The following is a 17,245-nucleotide window of genomic DNA, read 5'->3' as shown; positions in this document are numbered from 1 at the left end:
CTACAGGGTACTCTACTGTTGTATAACGACATTGAGCGTTGCCAGCTGCATGAGCACCGGTATACACAGCCCGTGTCTAAGTAAACAGGCGGGACAGCGGCAGAAGCGAGAAGCAGCAGAAGTGGGTGGCGATCAGTCCAGTCTGAACCGAATAACGGCATAGCGAAAGGCAAGCAGCATGCCTGTGCCGTAGAGGGTGTAGACCCAGAAATCGAGATTGGGGACAGCAAGGATGTAGGGTATGACCGACACCAAGCCAGCCACAAGAGCGTACCAGATGATTGGAGTTAGCGACCACTGGAAGCGTTCTACGGCGAAATAGGTATAGATGGCGGCATTGAGGGCGCCTACGCCCAGGCTCACGACGATGCGCAAACCCACATTGTCGAAGGTGAAATGGAGCGCCAGCAGGGAAGAAATGAAGTAGAGCAACACAGCCAACGGCAACAACGGCAGCAGGCGGAAAGACTTCAGGTAGAGCTTCTCCCAGAGGATCATGACGCAGCCAAAAAGGAGGCCGGGGACGAAGTAATAGTTGGTGTTGAAAGTAGCTTCGTAATCGGGCTTGCCTGCCAGAAGAACCGTAAAAACACCGTATAAAATACCCAGTATAAACTCCAGCGTTGGAAGTGCTGCTTTGTTAAGGCCGAATGGTTTCACAAATGTGAAAATGCGTTAATTCCCCCACTTAACCCCTAAAAAACCTATTCTCGGTCAAAAAGTCGAAATTGTACAAACCAACGGGGGTTTGCACAGACGACCCGTAGTGGGCGAAACGGAACTTCGTCAGTGGTTCAGGAAGGAATGGAAGGTATCACCACGGAGACCCAGCCGGAGGGTTTCGAGCGCGATGACTTCCTCGGGAGCGATATTTCCGAGGTTGACATTGGTGCCGAGGAGTTTGATGAACCAGACCTGCTGCTCTTTCTTGGGGGCCTCGAACATGATTTTCTCGGCAGGGATATCGGCGACGATGGTTTCGATGAGGCCGCTGCGGACCTCGCCAGTAGAGCGGAAAACGCCAGCCGTGCCACTTTCGCGGGCTTCGGTGATGACCCATCGCGAGCCAGCTTCGAGCTCCTGCCGGATAAACTGCGTCCACTGTGCGGCGGTGAGTACTTTGGTAGCGTCTTTGCTACCGACTTCGCTTAGGACAGTGCGGTCTTTGGCAAGCTGGCGGATGAGGTTGAGTTTGTCGTCGCGGCGGATGTCCATGGAGCCATCGGAGACCTCAACGGTGGTCATACCATAATCATCGAGCAGTCGACGATACTGGTCGAAGGCGTTGCGAATGAGGAAGACTTCTAGGAGTGTGCCACCGAAATAGACATCGAGGCCAGCATTTCGATAGAGCGCGATTTTGTCACGGAGATTGGCGGTAGCATAGCTGGTGCTCCAGCCCAGCTTGATGAGGTCTACATGCGCCCCTGCCACAGAGACGAAGTCTTCGGCCTGGCGCACCGACATGCCTTTGTCCATCGCCATGGTTATTCCATGGGCACGGGGCTTTGCGGTACGGAAGGGCAGATGTGGGATTTCGTAGTTCATCCTGTTGGGTGTGTCGGGGCAAAAATAGCAGTGGAAAGATGCAAAGCCTTCGTTGGCGTTTTTTTATGTGGGGCGGCTGTGTGAGCGCGCCTGACCTTTCGACTGATTTTACTGACAGAAGAGGAGAAAGCTGGCAGGTAGCGCAAGACACTATAAGCGCACGGCAAAATGCCTACTTTTGCCCGGTAATTTTGTCAGGTAGCAGTCGACTGGCGTTCTTGTTGCCACCGACTGACACCTGTGTTGCCTATCCGGCACCGCTTATCCAACCCTGTTTGCCGCCATGTTTGGCTTTCTGACCAAGCTCTTCAAGAGCAAAAAAGACCGCGACGTTGCCGCCCTGCGGCCACTGGTAGAAGAAACCCTCGCCGTTTACGATACACTGTCATCGCTGAGCGATGACCAGTTGCGGGAGCGTACACAGCAGCTGCGTCAGCGCATACAGGCGCACATAGCGCCTACCGTAAAGGAAATGGAAAGCGTGCGCCAACAGGTGGAAGCGCTGCGCCAGAAAGGCGACATCGCTGGGCAGGACAAACTGTTCCAGCAGCTGGACGAACTGAAGAAAAAACGCAACACCGAGCTGGAGGAAGTGCTGGCACAAATACGTGCAGAAGCCTTCGCCATCGTAAAAGAAACCTCGCGGCGCCTGAGCCAGAACGGCAAACTGACCGTAACGGCCACCGACTGGGACCGCCAGATGGCCAGCCGCAAGCCCAACGTGCAGATTGAAGGCGACAAAGCCCACTGGCTGAACCGCTGGGAAGCCGCAGGCAACGAAGTGGTGTGGAACATGGTGCACTATGATGTGCAGCTGATGGGCGGCACGGTGCTGCACCAGGGCAAGATTGCTGAAATGGCCACCGGTGAGGGCAAGACGCTGGTATCGACGCTGCCAGCCTTCCTGAACGCCCTGAGCGGCTTTGGTGTGCACCTGGTAACGGTGAACGACTACCTGGCCCGCCGCGACAGTCAGTGGAACGCTCCACTGTTCGAGTTTCACCAGATCAGTGTAGACTGTATAGACCTGCACCAACCGAACACGGAAGAGCGGCGACAGGCGTATCTGGCCGACATCACCTACGGGACGAACAACGAATTCGGCTTCGACTACCTGCGCGACAACATGGTGACGCACCCCGAGCACCTGGTGCAGAGGGAACACCACTTCGCGATGATAGACGAAGTGGACTCGGTTCTGATAGACGAAGCGCGTACGCCACTGATCATCTCAGGCCCGACGCCGCAGGGCGACCGCCACGAGTTTGACGTGCTGAAGCCGCGCATTGAGCGCCTGGTAACCCTACAGCGCAAACTAGTGGGCGACATGCTCAGCCTTGCCAAGGCAAACGCTGAACGCGACCCCGAAGCCGCAGGCATTGCCCTGCTGCGTGCACACCGCGGCCTGCCGAAGCACACACCGCTCATCAAGTTCCTGAGCGAAACCGGCATGAAAGCCCTGCTGCAGAAGACAGAGGCGAAGTTCATGCAGGACAACTCGCGGGAGATGCACAAGATTGACGACGAACTGTACTTCGTCATCGACGAGCGGAACAACCAGATAGAACTGAGCGAGAAGGGCCGCGAGACCATCACCGCCACCAGCGAAGACCCGAATCTGTTTGTGCTGCCGGACATTACCTCCGAGCTGTACAACATCGATAACAACGGTGGCCTGAGCAGCGAAGAGAAGCTGAACCTGAAGGACCAACTGTCGCGCGACTTCGCCGAGAAATCGGAGCGCCTGCACAGCATCCATCAGCTGTTGAAAGCCTACACGCTGTTCGAGCGCGATGTGCAGTACATCGTGCAGGAAGGCAAGGTGATGATTGTGGACGAGCACACAGGCCGTGTGCTGTCGGGCCGCCGCTACTCGGACGGTCTGCACCAGGCCATCGAAGCCAAGGAAAACGTGAAGGTGGAAGCCGCCACGCAGACCTTTGCCACAGTGACGCTGCAGAACTACTTCCGTATGTACCACAAGCTGGCCGGTATGACCGGTACGGCCGAAACGGAAGCCAAGGAACTGTACGACATCTACAAGCTGGATGTGGTAGTGATACCGACCAACCTGCCGATTACGCGCAAGGACATGGACGACGTGGTGTACAAAACGCGCCGCGAGAAGTTCAACGCCATCATAGACGAAGTGCAGAAGCTGACGGAAGCTGGCCGTCCTGTGCTGGTGGGCACGACGTCGGTAGAGACGTCGGAGCTGCTGAGCCGCATGCTGCGCACGCGGAACATCAAGCACAACGTACTGAACGCCAAGCACCACCAGCGCGAAGCCGAGATTGTGGCCGAAGCCGGCCAGAGCGGCACGGTTACCATCGCCACCAACATGGCGGGCCGTGGTACGGACATCAAGCTGGGTGCTGGTGTGCGCGAGAAAGGTGGCCTGGCCATTATCGGTTCGGAGCGCCACGAGAGCCGCCGTATCGACCGCCAGCTGCGTGGCCGGGCAGGCCGCCAGGGCGACCCCGGCAGTTCGCAGTTTTTCGTGTCGCTGGAAGACGACCTGATGCGCATGTTCGGCTCGGAGCGCATCGCGAAGGTGATGGACTTCCTGAAGATGAAGGAAGGAGAAACCATTCAGGACCCGCTGGTAACGCGCTCGATCACAAACGCGCAGAAGAAGGTAGAGGAGAACAACTTCTCGATCCGGAAGCGCCTGCTGGAGTACGACGACGTGATGAACAAGCAGCGCGAGGCGATTTACCGCCGCCGCCGCAATGCTCTGTTTGGCGAGCGCATCAAGGTAGACATCGACAACATGATCTACGACTTCTGTGCCGATGTAGCCAAGCGAAGCGAAGGCGGCGATGCCGAGACACTGCGCTTCGAAATGCTGCGGCTGATGGGCTTTGACCCAGAAATCACCGAAAGCGAACTGGGCGACCTGAAAGGCGAGAAACTGACTGAGTATCTGTATGGCAAAGCCGTGGCTTTCTATGAGCGGAAGCAGCAACGGGTGGCCGAGTTCATCTACAACCAGGTGTCGGGCATTCAGGCACAGGTGCCGGGTGTGACACTGGTGGAAGTGCAGCTGGTTGACGGCGCACGCGGTGTGCGGATCTTCAGCGAAATAGACCGGATTCTGGAGACCCGGGGTGCATCGGTATTCACCGAATTTGAGAAGACGGTGATGCTGGGTGTCATTGACGACAAGTGGAAGGAGCACCTGCGCGAAATGGACGAGCTGAAACAGAGTGTTCAGACGGCGGTGTACGAGCAGAAAGACCCGCTGTTGATCTATAAACTGGAGGCATACAACCTGTTCCAGTACCTGCTGGGCGAACTGAACAGCGAGGTTCTGAGCATGCTGTTCCGTGGCGACATGCAGGAGCGTGGTGAGGCCTCGCGGGCACCGCTGGTAGAGCGCGATGACTTCTCACGGCTGAAAGCCAGCCATAGCGCCGATGCCAGCCAGCGTGCGGCCAATGTGCAGGAGCGCGTAGTGCAGCAGCAGGCTGCTGTAATGGCTGATGACGAAGAAGGTGATGGCCGTGGCCTGAGCCGCCGGGAGCGCCGGGCGATGGACCGGAAGAAGAAGTAAGTCTTTGAACGGACCGAAGGAGAAGCCCCGCCAGTTCAGCGGGGCTTTTTCGTGCGACTTGTTTTCAGAAGTGGGCGGCGGCTGAAAAGAAAAACGCCCCGTGATACGAGGCGTGGTGGATCAGTCGTCGCCGCGGCGGAGAGCACGCTGTGAGTCGCGTTCCTTGATGGTGTCGCGCTTGTCGTGCAGCTTTTTGCCTTTTGCCAGGGCAATCTCCAGCTTGGCAAACCCGCGTTCGTTGAAGAAGAGGCGGACGGGTACGATGGTGAGGCCTTCCTGGCTGACGGCAGCCTTGAGCTTGGCAATTTCCTTGGCTTTGAGGAGCAGAGTACGTGGGCGGCGGGCTTCGTGGTTGGCGTAGCCGCCATGCGAATAGGGACTGATGGTGCAGCCGAGGAGCTGGAGCTCCATACGGTCTTTGCCGGCAAATGCACAATAGGCCTCGGCGAGCTCTACCTTACCGGCCCGCACAGACTTGATTTCGGAGCCGGTGAGTACAATACCGGCCACGTATTTGTCGATGAAGCTGTATTCGAAACTGGCCTGACGGTTCTGGATGGTGGGTGTGCCAGTGCGTTTCTCGTTTTTCTTGGTCATAGCAGGCCTTCGTCGGCGAAGGAGAAATAGCCCCTGAAAGAGATGATAAGATGGTCGAGGAGTTCGAGGTCCAGGAGTCGGGCGCCCTTCTGGAGCTTGTCGGTGATGTGGCGGTCGGCCTCGCTGGGCTGCAAGCTACCACTTGGATGGTTATGACAGACAATGATGGCGGAGGCACCGTGAAGAAGGGCTTCGCGGAAGACGCGCTTGGGGTCGATGATGGTGCCAGCGACACCGCCTACGGAGAGGATTTTCTCGGCGACGAGTTCGTTGCTGCGGTTGAGCAGCAGGAGGATACATACTTCGTGGTCGAGGTCGAGAAGGAGGGGCTTGACGAAAGCGGCCACAGCGGCGGCATCAGGAAAAACGAGCTGTCGGTTTTCCTCGCGCTGCTTGCGGCGTGCGAGTTCGAAGGCGGCCTGCACAGCCATCGCCTGGGGTTCGGGGAGGAGATCGTGCTGAATGAACTGGCGGAAGTCGGCGGCGGCGAGGCGCGGAAGAGAGGCGATGGACTGTCGGAGACGGAGGGCGGCAGCGGGAGTAGCGTCCTGAAGGAGAAGCTGTAGGAGCTCGGTGTCGGTGAGGGCGGCAGGGCCGCGAGCGGCGAGCTTCTGCTGGGCGGTTTCATCGATTCCCAGATACAGGTAGGAATCTGACAAAACAGAAACAGGCACCGGGTCAGCCTGTTTGTACTGACGCGGTGCCTGTGATGGCATTCGGTTAGCGTGTTAGGCGCTAAGGCGGTTAACGTAGAGGCGCAGACGGCTCTTCTGGTTAGCAGCCTTGTTGGGGTGAATGATGCGGTGCTTGGCGAGACGGTCGATAGTTGACTCGATCTCAGGCCAGATTTTTTCAGCAGCCTGTTTGTTCTCGGCAGACATGAGTTTCTTGATCATGTTGCGCGATGCCACCAGCTTGTAGCGGTTGCGCAGGCGGCGCTTGGCAATCTGGCGCACGCGCTTTTTGGCGGATTCGGTATTAGCCATTGCGTGTAGTTATCTTCGTAGCGTCTTCCTCGTGCAAGGGAGTGCAAAGTACGCACATAGGAAATTCATACGCAAGTCTTTTCTACATCACTTCTTTTGATGTCTAACGAGGGTGTGGGTAGGGCTTCCCCAAATGGGGCAAGTGATGGCTATTTCTTCCACCCCAGTTGCGGGAAATTGTCCTTGCAGCATGGCCAATAAGGGGACATGCCCAAGAACGTGGGGGTTAACGGCTGTAGTCCAAGGGTACTTTTCGGTCGAATTCCTAGTAACCCTATACCCACTCTGTACCATGCGACTCTTATACCGTCTGCTGCTGGGGCTGGTTCTGCTGACGAGTGTCACAAGCGCTCAGACCAACCAGACACCCCGCTGGAAAATGGCTTTTCCCAAGGAAGTGAACTGGATGAAACTGACGTCGGCAGGCATTCTGGTGGTGAACACCGACGATGCCCTTTACGGCGTCAATCCTGAAAATGGCTCCATCCTGTGGCAGCATGAAGAATTCAAGAAGCTGCCTCAGGACTTTGTGGACGTCATTGACAATACACAGTTCATCGCTGTGACCCTGAAGAAGCTGCGTGTGAACGTGGTACTGATGGATGTTACCGATGGCAAAAAGCTGTGGACGACGAAAGAACTGGATCTGGCCAGCGTCATGGGTATCATGATTGTGCCAGACAACCTGTCGCTGCTGATCTGCGGTGGCAACCTGAAAGGCAAGGCCGTGTACATGATGGTGGAGCTCGCCACCGGCAACGAGATCTGGATGAAGGAGCAGTGGCTGGGCAAGGGCGCCAATGCGCAGTGGCCCACTACCTTCCCGGCACGGGACGACAAGCCGAACGGCACCAAGCGGACACTTCGCGGTAACCAACCCCTGCTGTTTCTGGACGAAAACCGCTTCATTGCTTCGCTGGGCCCTGACCAACTGGGCCTGTATGATGCCCGCACCGGCGACAAGATCTGGGAGGTAGACCCCAAGATTCTTAAAGCAGACATGGCCCCGGCCATCAAGCTGGGCTACTCGCCGTTCATCCTCTCGGCCGACAAGAGCATCCTGTATGCGCCCTTTGGCAAGAACCTTCTGGCCGTGCGTGTGGCTGACGGCAGCCTGGTGTGGCCCAAGCCCCCGAAAATCAAGGGTATACCTACCCAACTGGAGCTCTCCTCAGCCGGTTTGATTGTACGCACCATTGGCGAAAAGGCCAACATTCAGGTGCTGGACTATGCCACGGGTGAACCCGTGTGGAAGAAGCCTTTCAAGGACATGGGCCAATGCTCGCCGTTCATTGTGCAGGGCGACAAGGTGTACCTGTACAGCAACGATGGCGGTGGCGCTGGCGTGGCCGGTTTCGCAGCCAGCCGCCTGGGCACTGGGTTTGGTGGCGGGTTTGTGGGCAGCATTGCCGGACAGGCAGCCAAGGCCGCAGCCAGCGAGAAAGATGCGGGTCAGCTGTTCGAAATCAACCTGGCAACGGGTGAGAACCGCGAACTGGTAAAGAAGGTGTTTCTGCACGGCGATACACCCATCAGCCTGGAGTTCCGCGATGGCGGGCTGCTGCTGGTATCGCCCCAGTGTATCTACGCCTATAACATGGATGGCACGATTCGTTTTGAAACATACCTGCCTGCGCCGGGCAGCAGTGCTGCTGCACTCATCGCCAGCACGGCCGCCAATGCCCTGGCCAGCGAAATGTCGTACCAGAGCGCCTGGAACAACGCCTACAACAACCCCGGCCGGGCCTACAAGTATGAGATCATCACGGACAACCCGGTAATGTCGCGGCGCTTTGGCCTGCGGGAGAAGAGCGACTTCTTTGCCTACGTAAACACCAAGAAAGCCGGCGATGATAAAGGCGAAAAGGCCTTCGGCATTGTGCAGGTGGACAAGCGGGATGGCAAAGAGTTGAAGCGGATTATTCTTGACGAACGGGACCCAGAGATAGAAATCGATGAAATCGAACAGCTCGTCTATCACATGAGCGCCAAGAAGGAAATCACTTGTTATGGGTTCTAAGAAGCCCTGAATGGAACCGATCAACCAGCGAAGGCCCCGGATATCCGGGGCCTTCGGCTTTGGCTATCTTTGCGGCACCATGAACACAGTAGACAAGCCGCTGGTAGTGCACATCCAGTATGGCGGAATTGGAGGCCACAGCCGGGAACTGCTAAACTTCCTGTACTCGGAAGCAGGCAAGAAGATATCGCACGGGGTAATTTTTCTTGCGACGGATCCTGTATCACCGGAGCTGATTGACACGTGCACACGGCTGGGCGTCAAATACTACTACGTACACAAGAAGCAGGGGTTCAATTTCAGCTACCTGAGCGAGGTAGTGAGGTGCCTGAAACAGCTGAAGCCCCATTCCATTATTCTGCACGGGACACTGAGCATACCGGCGGCGTGGTGGTACAGCCTGTTTCATCGCACGACGCTGGTGGTGATGGAAACCCAGGCCAATGAGCTGAAAACGAAAGCGCACAAGCTGGGCAGCTACCTGAGCCAGCTGATGGCCGACTGGGTGGTTTCGCTGGCAGTGCCCTACCAGAAGGTACTGGCCCAAACCACGTGGCCCTTTTTCTGGCGGCGCAAAAACGCTGTCATCCCCAACGGCGTGGACGCAAACGTTTTCAAACCGCGGGAACGCACGGCGGCAGATGCCAGCCGCCCTGTACAGATAGGCATGCAGAGCCGACTGATGCGCACCAAGGACCATATGACGCTGCTGAAGGCGGTGCGCCTGCTGCTGGACCGGGGGCACCCACTGGAACTGCATATCGCAGGCTGGGGCGAAACCGAAGAAATGATCAAAGCAGAGATAGCACGGCTGCAACTGGAAAAGCAGGTGACCATGCACGGCCAGCTGAACACGAAGGAGATTGTTGACTTCATGGTGAACCTGGATATCTATGTGCAGGCCACGATGGGCGAAGGGAACAGTTTCTCGGTGACGGAAGCCATCAGCTGCGGGCTGCCGGTGCTGACCGACGATGTGCCGATGATGAACCAGATACTGGCTGGGCTGCCATTTGCGGCGTTCTATGCACACGGAAACGCCGACGCCATGGCCGCTGCCATCGAAGAACTGCTTGCCGACCCTGACAAACGCAAGCGAATGGGCAAACAGGCCCGGGCCTACGCTCTGGAGCATCTGTCGAGCGAGCGGATGGTGAGCCAGTATCTGGAGCTGATGCGCATCGCCTGAACAGGCAGAGGCGCACCGAGCCTGCGGAACGGATGCCCGCTGGAAGAAACAGAAACACCGGCAGGTGAGTAACAACTTGTAGCTTTACAGCCGCGAGCCTGTGTATTCCGACTGTGGACTGCCCTCGCCAGAAAGTGTCTGTTATGTCGAAAGTACTTGTAACCGGTGCCGCCGGTTTTATCGGTAGCCATCTTACCGAATACCTTGCCGAGCAGGGCTTTGATGTGCGTGCCATGGTGCGCTACAGTTCGCGCTCGGCCATCGGCAACCTGGAATTCCTGCCCGAGCATCTGCTGAAGAAAGTGGAAATTATGCCGGGCGACCTGAAGGATGCCGAGTTCTGCAATCGCGCCGTAGCCGACTGCGAGTATATCTTCCACCTGGGTGCGCTGATTGCCATTCCCTACTCCTATGTGAACCCGCTGGACTACATCCAGACGAACGTGGAGGGGACGGCCAACATGCTGAACGCTGCGCGCCGCGTGAAAGGGCTGAAGCGCTTTGTGCAGACCAGCACCAGCGAAGTGTATGGCACTGCGCGTTACACGCCCATAGACGAGGTGCACCCCCTACAGCCACAAAGCCCCTACAGCGCCTCGAAGATTGGGTCGGACAACTTTGCGCTGTCTTATTTCCTGTCGTTCGATCTTCCTGTCACGGTAATCCGCCCGTTCAACACGTTTGGGCCGCGCCAGAGTGCACGGGCAGTTATCCCTACCATCATCAGCCAGCTGGCCAGTGGCAATGAAGTGAAACTGGGGAGCCTGGAACCGAAGCGCGACTTCCTGTTTGTGCGCGACACGGCCGCAGGGTTTCTGCACGTAGGCACCCATGAAAAAACACTGGGCGAGGTGATGAACCTGGGCACGGGCCGCAGCATCACCATTGGCGAGACGTACGAGACCATTTGTCGGCTCATGGGTCGGGAAGCAACGCTGACGCAGGATGCAACACGGATTCGCCCGGCCAAGAGCGAGGTTTTTCACCTGGAGTGCAATGCGGAGAAGTCTTTGCGACTGACAGGCTGGCAACCCGAGCTTACGTTTGAACAGGGACTGGAGCAGACCATAGGCTTTGTGAAATCGCAGTTGGGACTATACAAACCAGCTGTATACAACATCTGACCCAACCACAGAAGGCCCATGAATGCCCCTACAGATGCGGCCACAGACGTGCGCTTACAGGAACAGTTTCTGGGAGTACTGCGGGAAGTGTGCCCAGACCCGAATGCGTTCTACGCCCTGCACGAACCGACATTTGCCGGCAACGAAAAGGCCTACACGAACGAGTGCATCGAAACGGGCTGGGTGAGCTCGGTAGGCAAGTTTGTAGACCGCTTTGAGGCAGAGCTGGCAGCGTACACGGGTGTAAAGCGCGCGGTTGCTGTGGTGAATGGCACTGCCGCGCTGCATGTAAGTCTGGTGCTGGCAGGTGTGCAGGCTGGCGACGAGGTGTTGATGCCCGCACTCACGTTCATTGCTACGGCGAATGCGGTTACGTATTGTGGCGCCGTGCCGCACTTTGTAGACAGCGAACCGATCAGCCTGGGCGCAGATGCCCGCAAGTTGGCCGACTACCTGAAGGACATTGCCGAAATGCGCAACGGTGTGTGTTACAACCGGTACACCAGCCGGGCCATCCGCGCGTTTGTGCCCATGCACACCTATGGCCTGCCGGTGGATTTGGAAGCCACAGTGGAAGTATGCGACCGCTATGGACTGGTGCTGATAGAAGACGCGGCAGAAAGCCTGGGCTCTTACTATAAGGGGAAGCATACCGGGCACTGGGGCAAGCTGTCGGCGCTGAGTTTCAACGGCAACAAGACCATCACCACGGGTGGCGGCGGGGCAATCCTTACGAATGATGAAGAGCTGGGCAAGCGCGCCAAATACCTGACGACCACTGCCAAACGGCCGCACCCGTATCTGTTCTTTCATGACGAAACGGGCTACAACTACCGGATGCCCAACCTGAACGCCGCGCTGGGAGTGGCTCAGTTGGAGCAACTGGATGGCTTTCTTGCAAGAAAGCGGATGCTTGCAGAGCGATATGCGCAGCTGTTTGCAGGCATGGAGGGACTGACTTTTGTGAAAGAGCCGAGCTATGGCCGCAGCAACTACTGGCTGAACGCCGTGCTGCTGGATGCCGACAAAGCCCATCTGCGCGACACACTGCTGGAAGCCAGCAATGCCGCTGGCATGATGACACGCCCTACCTGGACACTGATGCACAAACTGCCGATGTACAGCCATTGCCCCAAGATGGAAGTGGCGGTAGCAGAGGAGATTGAAGCACGGCTGATCAACCTACCAAGCAGCGCGAAGCTGCAAACCACTCTCTGACATTACCGCCGTTACCATGGCCCAAACACTGATCATAGCCGAAGCGGGCGTAAACCACAACGGCAGTCTGGAACTGGCGCGCCAGCTGGTGGATGCGGCAGCAGAAGCGGGCGCAGACGTCGTGAAGTTTCAGACGTTCAAAGCTGAAAAGCTGGTGACGGCAGCTACCCGCAAAGCCAGCTACCAGACAGCCAACATGGGCGGGGACGACAACAGCCAGCTGAACATGCTGAAGCAGCTGGAACTGACCGAGGCCATGCACGACGCGTTACAGGCTTACTGCCAGCAGAAAGGCATTGCGTTTCTGTCGACGCCATTTGATGTAGACAGCATGCACATGCTGATCGACCGATATCGGATGTCGCTAGTGAAGGTGCCGTCGGGCGAAATCACGAACGGGCCCTTCCTGCTGGAGATTGGCAAAAAAGGGGTGCCGATAGTTCTGAGCACCGGGATGTCTACGTTGGGCGAGGTGGAGCAGGCGCTGATGGTGCTGGCTTATGGATTGCTGAACCCGGATGCCACGAGTGTGCCGAAATGGAGCGACATGGAGGCTGCCTACTTCAGTGAGGCCGGACAGTGGGCACTGAAAGCAAACGTAAGCCTGCTGCACTGCACAACAGAATACCCGGCGCCGATGGCCGACATCAACCTGACAGCCATGGACACGCTGTTTGAAGCATTTGGGCTGTCGGTAGGCTACAGCGACCATACGGAAGGCATTCTGGTGCCGATAGCGGCAGTAGCCCGCGGTGCGACCATCATCGAAAAGCACTTTACACTGGACCGCAACCTGCCGGGACCCGACCACAAAGCGAGCCTGGAGCCCGCGGAGCTGAAAGCCATGGTGAACGGGATCAGGGCCATTGAGACCGCGCTGGGTGATGGACGGAAACTGCCTGCTGCGTCTGAACTTGGCAACCGCGCTGTAGCACGCAAAAGCCTGCATGCAGCAAGAGACATCCGCAAAGGGCATGTACTGACTGCCGCAGATTTTGTAGCCAAACGCCCAGGAACAGGCATCAATCCGATGCGGCTGTGGGAGTTCATCGGCACAGAGAGCCAGGCCGACTATCAGGCCGACGATATTTTCCGAGGCTGAATAACAAGCTAGCGGATGGGGCGGGCTGGGATGCCGACCACCGTGACCCCGTTGGGGATGTTAGAGACGATGACAGCACCGGCACCTACGGTCACATCGTCGCCTATAAGCACAGCCTGCCGCGCCACTGCGCCTGTTCCGATCATGGTTCGGGAGCCGAGCCGTACTCCGCCGCTGAGAATAACGCCGGGTGCTATATGTGTGTGTGCGCCAATAGAGCAATCGTGGTCAATGGAGGCCCGTGTGTTGATGATGACGTTTTCATGCAGGGTAACGCCGGGCTGAATGACAGCGCCTGCCATGACCTGAACGCCCGGTGCCAGCTGTACCCAGTCGGCGATGATGGCAGAAGGATGGATGACCTGGCCGAAGGAGAAACCGCGGTCCAGCGCCTTTCTGAAGAGTTTTTCGCGCAGAAACAGCCCGCGGGCGTCTATCGCACCCAGGCCTAGTGTCAACTGCACTTCTGCAGGCGACAGGGTGTCGAGCAGTGAATCGCTGCCGAGTATTTCTACGCCATCCACCCATTGGCCCTGCGTGGCATCCGATGCATCGAGTATGCCGTGTATGTCGTGGCCAGCTTTTCTCAGCGTATCGATCACAACACGCGCATGGCCACCTGCGCCCAGAATGAGAAAGGGTTGAGTCATGACAGCAGGAGTTGAGGAGCCAGTGCCTCGGCAATCATCCAGTCGGTGGGGGTATCGAGGTCCAGACTGGCCTCAGCCGGCATGACGTACTTGCGGATGTGTGGAAACAGCCCAATGTTGCCATACTTCTGCAGGCTTGCAACCTTTATCACGTAAATGGCGCCGTTGAACTCGTAGACGGGAGGGGCATCCTGCCTGCGGGTGACGGGGGTGCCATCGGGAAGCATTTTGCTCTTGTGCAGGTAGCCGGCGCTATCCTCTTCGAAGAGCACGTAGTAGGGGTTGGACTTGGTTTCACAGACACTGACGACCATGTCTGTCTCGGGGCTGTCGGCGCTCAGGGCCTCGGTGACATGGTGTGGACGGCGAAAGGGCGAGGTTGGCTGTAGCAGCAGGATACGGTCGTAAATGCGGCCCAGCTGGCTGTAGAAAGCAAGGGCGTGACGCAGGACATCTACAGTTGAAGCGGTGTCGGTAGCCAGTTCGGCAGGCCTGATGAATGGCACTTCAAGGCCAACCTGTTCAGCGCAGGCGATAATCGCGCTATCGTCTGTAGACAGGCAGATGTCGGCGTCGGTTGCAACAGCCCGTGCGCAATCGATGGCCCAATGCAGGAGGGGCCTGCCTGCCAGTGGCTTTATGTTCTTACCGGGAATGCCTTTGCTTCCACCCCTGGCGGGTATAATGACAAGGGTTTTCATAAGAATGACCGTAGCTGCCTCTGAATCAAAAGGTAGCCATCGCGGAGCATTTTGTGTTCTGCTGCCAGTATATACAGCAGAAAAATCACCAACGGCGCAGCATCAAGCAAACGAGTATCGGCTTCCCACCACAACGGAAGCGACAGACGGAACAGGACGAGCACAACTGCCAGCAGCATATAGCGAATACCGACATTCCAGCTGAGTCCCTGAAGCTTTTCTAGCGTAAGTGCCGCTTCATTCAGGAGCAATTGCAGCATCCGAACGAATACAATCGCATAGCAGACACCCAGAATACCGTACTGTTCTATTACCCAGAGGGAAACCCAATACCCGACGAGAAGCGAAAGAACGCTGACAACAGGCATCAGGCGCGTCTTTTTCATAGCGAGAAAAGGAAGGGAGCGCATGACAAAAAGTATCTGCAACGACTGCGCAAGCAATAGGAGACCCAGATAGTCGAACATCGGGTAATACCCGGGAGCAACCAGTGGGTGGATCAGCGGATATGCGATAGCTGACAAGACATAGATGCCGAACAGGATGGTGAGAAAGGTGGCTTTGACGAGGAACTGTGCAGTTTTGTTCTTGTCAGTTGGGTCGTCGGTGACAATGCCAAACAGCGTTGGCATCATGGCACCACGCAAGGCAATGGCGAGTGTCCCGATAACACTTGCTACGGTAAAGGCGAGGTTGTAATGCCCCAGGGTTGCAAGATCAAAACTGCGCTCAACCAATAATCTGTCGACATTGGAATAAACAGCATTGATAAACAGGAAAAGGGAGACGGGCATTCCAAACATCCACATCGACTTGAAATAGCGATAGGAGAATGGTGCACCATTCTGCACGAAGAATCCTATTATCAGAATCAAGGCGAGCAAAGAGATGGTAAATGCCCTGCCCATAATAATGGAACTGCCCTTTGCATCGAGCAGAATTCCAAACAATGTCCCTGAAATATTCAGAACCGTGAATGTAATGGAAAGCATTACATAAGCCTTCAGACGCTCACTGTTTCGATGTCTGGAAAGAAACAAGTTGATGACGATACTTGAAACCGTACCAATCAACGTGTAAATGAAATGCGGGTACAGTTTAAATTCATTTGTCCTAAAGACTGTACCATACACCAATCTGTCGAAAGCAAAAAGGGCGACAAGTGTAAAAAGGGCAGAGATGGTTAGAATGGAAATCAGTGCGGTACTGAACAAAGCATCTACAAGCTTCTTCTTTCTTCTGACACCGAAAAAAAGGCGAGAAAAACCTGAGTCGAAGCCCAGCGAGCAGAAAATCAACAGAAAAGCCTGGTAAAGCGTTGAAAGGCCCACCAGTGCATATTCCTGCGGCAGCACGTAGTTTGCATACAGTGGTGCCAGCAATAGGTTGATGGCCAATGGGAGAAAACCCATCACCACATAAACGACACTTGATTTTAGAACGGAACCCAGTGCCTGGCCTGATGCTGACATTTAGCTGGGAAAGTAAAGAGAATACTCCTGGTTGGCTCTTTGGAAATCGGATTTCAGTCCGATATCAATCCAGTACTCGCGCAAGAGATGAGAGGTGCACTTTATGTTTTGTGAAATCAGTTTCTCGAAAAGTGCTGGCATATCAAAAAAGCCTGTCTTAGGCAGTTCAGAAAGACAATGGGGCGAAAGACAGTAGATACCTGCATTTACAGCATAGCGATAGGTGGGCTTTTCGGTCAGTTCTGTTATAACATTTGAGCTGTCAGACACCACGACGCCATAGGGTATGGTGAATTCGTGTTCGCGCACAGCCATAGTAGCGTAGGCATTGCTCTGTTTATGAGATTCCAGTAGCTGGGTGAAATCAGCACGGGTGAGGATATCACCGTTCATAACCAATAGGGGCTCCTTGATGGGATCCTGAATCAGGGAAAGCGCACCCGCAGTACCGCGTCGTTCGCTTTCACGTAGGTACTGGATGTCTACCCCCCACTTACTGCCGTCTCCGAAGTAATCGGTTATAGTCTCTGCCAGATAATTTACCGAGATGTAAAACTTATAGAAGCCTTGCCGGATAAATTGAAGGAGAATGGTTTCGAGTATAGGTCTTTCGCCTACTCTCAGCATAGGTTTTGGACAACTGTCGGTGAGGGGCGACAATCGGGTACCGAGTCCTCCAGCCATGAGCACAACCGGGTTGGGGTACAACACTCCCATCGATTCGGGATGGGAGATATGTGCAAGTCCTCTCATTCGCCCCTGTTCATCTACCAGGGGCATATGTATAAGGCTACTCCGATACAGTGTATCCAGTATAGTGGAGCGGCTGGTTGTATACAGCATGGTCTTGGGCTTCCAGTTCACCAATCGCTGTATTGGGTCAGTGAGTGGATACCCAGCAAGAATAGCCCTTCGGACATCACCATCTGTGAGTATACCCAACAGACGGTCTTCACTGTCGGTGACGATAGTTATCTGTAATGCGCCCTTGTCAATAACACTGATGGCGTCACGGAGCGTGGCTTCAGGACTTATTCGCAGTTGTTGCCAGTTCAGCATGTGATGGCCAGTAAATGAAACAC

At 56.1% G+C, this 17,245-nt stretch carries 15 protein-coding genes; 6 read left to right on the top strand and 9 right to left on the bottom strand.

Annotated elements, in window-relative coordinates; all coding sequences use genetic code 11:
- Positions 1 to 132: 132 nt before the first annotated feature.
- Both AC2D8O_RS02130 and AC2D8O_RS02125 read right to left on the bottom strand, forming a co-directional pair.
- Positions 133 to 660, bottom strand: a complete 528-nt coding sequence (locus tag AC2D8O_RS02130; RefSeq protein WP_484677131.1) for a hypothetical protein — start codon at positions 658 to 660, stop codon at positions 133 to 135.
- Between the two features lie 126 nt (positions 661 to 786).
- The gene (locus AC2D8O_RS02125) at positions 787 to 1,548 is read right to left on the bottom strand and encodes a phosphosulfolactate synthase (protein ID WP_484677130.1); all 762 of its coding nucleotides are present in this window, start codon (positions 1,546 to 1,548) and stop codon (positions 787 to 789) included.
- A gap of 283 nt (positions 1,549 to 1,831) precedes the next feature.
- Between AC2D8O_RS02125 and secA the strand changes: the two genes are divergently transcribed.
- Positions 1,832 to 5,104, top strand: coding sequence for a preprotein translocase subunit SecA (gene secA / locus AC2D8O_RS02120; protein WP_484677129.1), 3,273 nt, complete (start codon positions 1,832 to 1,834; stop codon positions 5,102 to 5,104).
- A 120-nt stretch (positions 5,105 to 5,224) separates the two neighbouring features.
- On the opposite strand, the gene smpB is transcribed toward secA, so the two are convergent.
- The 3 genes from smpB to rpsT form a co-directional block, all read right to left on the bottom strand.
- Positions 5,225 to 5,701: an SsrA-binding protein SmpB gene (gene smpB, locus AC2D8O_RS02115; protein ID WP_484677128.1), complete on the bottom strand. Its 477-nt coding sequence runs from the start codon at positions 5,699 to 5,701 to the stop codon at positions 5,225 to 5,227.
- Positions 5,698 to 6,360 (bottom strand): JAB domain-containing protein, encoded by a 663-nt coding sequence (locus AC2D8O_RS02110; RefSeq protein ID WP_484677127.1) that lies wholly within the window; start codon positions 6,358 to 6,360, stop codon positions 5,698 to 5,700. Before AC2D8O_RS02110 ends, smpB begins: the two co-directional genes overlap by 4 nt.
- A 69-nt stretch (positions 6,361 to 6,429) precedes the next feature.
- Positions 6,430 to 6,687, bottom strand: a complete 258-nt coding sequence (gene rpsT / locus AC2D8O_RS02105; RefSeq protein ID WP_484677126.1) for a 30S ribosomal protein S20 — start codon at positions 6,685 to 6,687, stop codon at positions 6,430 to 6,432.
- A gap of 292 nt (positions 6,688 to 6,979) precedes the next feature.
- On the opposite strand from rpsT, the gene AC2D8O_RS02100 reads away from it, so the two are divergent.
- From AC2D8O_RS02100 to neuB, 5 genes are all read left to right on the top strand, one after another.
- The gene (locus AC2D8O_RS02100) at positions 6,980 to 8,707 is read left to right on the top strand and encodes an outer membrane protein assembly factor BamB family protein (protein ID WP_484677125.1); all 1,728 of its coding nucleotides are present in this window, start codon (positions 6,980 to 6,982) and stop codon (positions 8,705 to 8,707) included.
- A 79-nt stretch (positions 8,708 to 8,786) separates the two neighbouring features.
- Positions 8,787 to 9,896 carry a glycosyltransferase family 4 protein gene (locus AC2D8O_RS02095; protein WP_484677124.1) on the top strand — a complete coding sequence of 370 codons (1,110 nt, stop codon included), beginning with the start codon at positions 8,787 to 8,789 and terminating at the stop codon, positions 9,894 to 9,896.
- Positions 9,897 to 10,039: 143 nt separating this feature from the next.
- The gene (locus tag AC2D8O_RS02090; RefSeq protein WP_484677123.1) at positions 10,040 to 11,020 is read left to right on the top strand and encodes a GDP-mannose 4,6-dehydratase; all 981 of its coding nucleotides are present in this window, start codon (positions 10,040 to 10,042) and stop codon (positions 11,018 to 11,020) included.
- Between the two features lie 18 nt (positions 11,021 to 11,038).
- Positions 11,039 to 12,238, top strand: coding sequence for a LegC family aminotransferase (locus AC2D8O_RS02085; RefSeq protein WP_484677122.1), 1,200 nt, complete (start codon positions 11,039 to 11,041; stop codon positions 12,236 to 12,238).
- A 16-nt stretch (positions 12,239 to 12,254) separates the two neighbouring features.
- Complete coding sequence (gene neuB, locus AC2D8O_RS02080; RefSeq protein WP_484677121.1) at positions 12,255 to 13,340, top strand: N-acetylneuraminate synthase; 1,086 nt, start codon at positions 12,255 to 12,257, stop codon at positions 13,338 to 13,340.
- A gap of 8 nt (positions 13,341 to 13,348) precedes the next feature.
- Here neuB and AC2D8O_RS02075 read toward each other — a convergent pair whose 3' ends face one another.
- The 4 genes from AC2D8O_RS02075 to AC2D8O_RS02060 are packed head-to-tail and all read right to left on the bottom strand — an operon-like array spanning position 13,349 to position 17,222.
- On the bottom strand, positions 13,349 to 13,990 hold the full coding sequence (locus AC2D8O_RS02075) for an acetyltransferase (RefSeq protein ID WP_484677120.1): 642 nt from the start codon (positions 13,988 to 13,990) through the stop codon (positions 13,349 to 13,351).
- Complete coding sequence (locus AC2D8O_RS02070) at positions 13,987 to 14,691, bottom strand: acylneuraminate cytidylyltransferase family protein (protein ID WP_484677119.1); 705 nt, start codon at positions 14,689 to 14,691, stop codon at positions 13,987 to 13,989. The genes AC2D8O_RS02075 and AC2D8O_RS02070 overlap by 4 nt, the downstream gene beginning before the upstream one ends.
- A complete protein-coding gene (locus tag AC2D8O_RS02065) occupies positions 14,688 to 16,163 on the bottom strand; it encodes a lipopolysaccharide biosynthesis protein (RefSeq protein WP_484677118.1) in 1,476 nt (491 codons plus the stop codon). Before AC2D8O_RS02065 ends, AC2D8O_RS02070 begins: the two co-directional genes overlap by 4 nt.
- The gene (locus AC2D8O_RS02060; RefSeq protein ID WP_484677117.1) at positions 16,164 to 17,222 is read right to left on the bottom strand and encodes a nucleotidyltransferase family protein; all 1,059 of its coding nucleotides are present in this window, start codon (positions 17,220 to 17,222) and stop codon (positions 16,164 to 16,166) included.
- Between the last annotated feature and the right edge of the window lie 23 nt (positions 17,223 to 17,245).

It is taken from the genome of Pontibacter sp. T17 (genome assembly GCF_057219875.1).
Note: the sequence above shows the minus strand (reverse complement) of the source record. Positions and strands in the feature narration are given on the sequence as shown.

Bases quoted from the DNA above. Each gene is read 5' to 3' on its own strand.
- secA (WP_484677129.1), top strand. From the start codon at position 1,832: ATGTTTGGCTTTCTGACCAAGCTCTTCAAGAGCAAAAAAGACCGCGAC.
- AC2D8O_RS02060 (WP_484677117.1), bottom strand. From the start codon at position 17,222: ATGCTGAACTGGCAACAACTGCGAATAAGTCCTGAAGCCACGCTCCGT.
- AC2D8O_RS02090 (WP_484677123.1), top strand. From the start codon at position 10,040: ATGTCGAAAGTACTTGTAACCGGTGCCGCCGGTTTTATCGGTAGCCAT.
- AC2D8O_RS02125 (WP_484677130.1), bottom strand. From the start codon at position 1,548: ATGAACTACGAAATCCCACATCTGCCCTTCCGTACCGCAAAGCCCCGT.
- AC2D8O_RS02070 (WP_484677119.1), bottom strand. From the start codon at position 14,691: ATGAAAACCCTTGTCATTATACCCGCCAGGGGTGGAAGCAAAGGCATT.
- AC2D8O_RS02100 (WP_484677125.1), top strand. From the start codon at position 6,980: ATGCGACTCTTATACCGTCTGCTGCTGGGGCTGGTTCTGCTGACGAGT.
- AC2D8O_RS02085 (WP_484677122.1), top strand. From the start codon at position 11,039: ATGAATGCCCCTACAGATGCGGCCACAGACGTGCGCTTACAGGAACAG.
- smpB (WP_484677128.1), bottom strand. From the start codon at position 5,701: ATGACCAAGAAAAACGAGAAACGCACTGGCACACCCACCATCCAGAAC.
- AC2D8O_RS02075 (WP_484677120.1), bottom strand. From the start codon at position 13,990: ATGACTCAACCCTTTCTCATTCTGGGCGCAGGTGGCCATGCGCGTGTT.
- AC2D8O_RS02095 (WP_484677124.1), top strand. From the start codon at position 8,787: ATGAACACAGTAGACAAGCCGCTGGTAGTGCACATCCAGTATGGCGGA.
- AC2D8O_RS02065 (WP_484677118.1), bottom strand. From the start codon at position 16,163: ATGTCAGCATCAGGCCAGGCACTGGGTTCCGTTCTAAAATCAAGTGTC.
- neuB (WP_484677121.1), top strand. From the start codon at position 12,255: ATGGCCCAAACACTGATCATAGCCGAAGCGGGCGTAAACCACAACGGC.
- rpsT (WP_484677126.1), bottom strand. From the start codon at position 6,687: ATGGCTAATACCGAATCCGCCAAAAAGCGCGTGCGCCAGATTGCCAAG.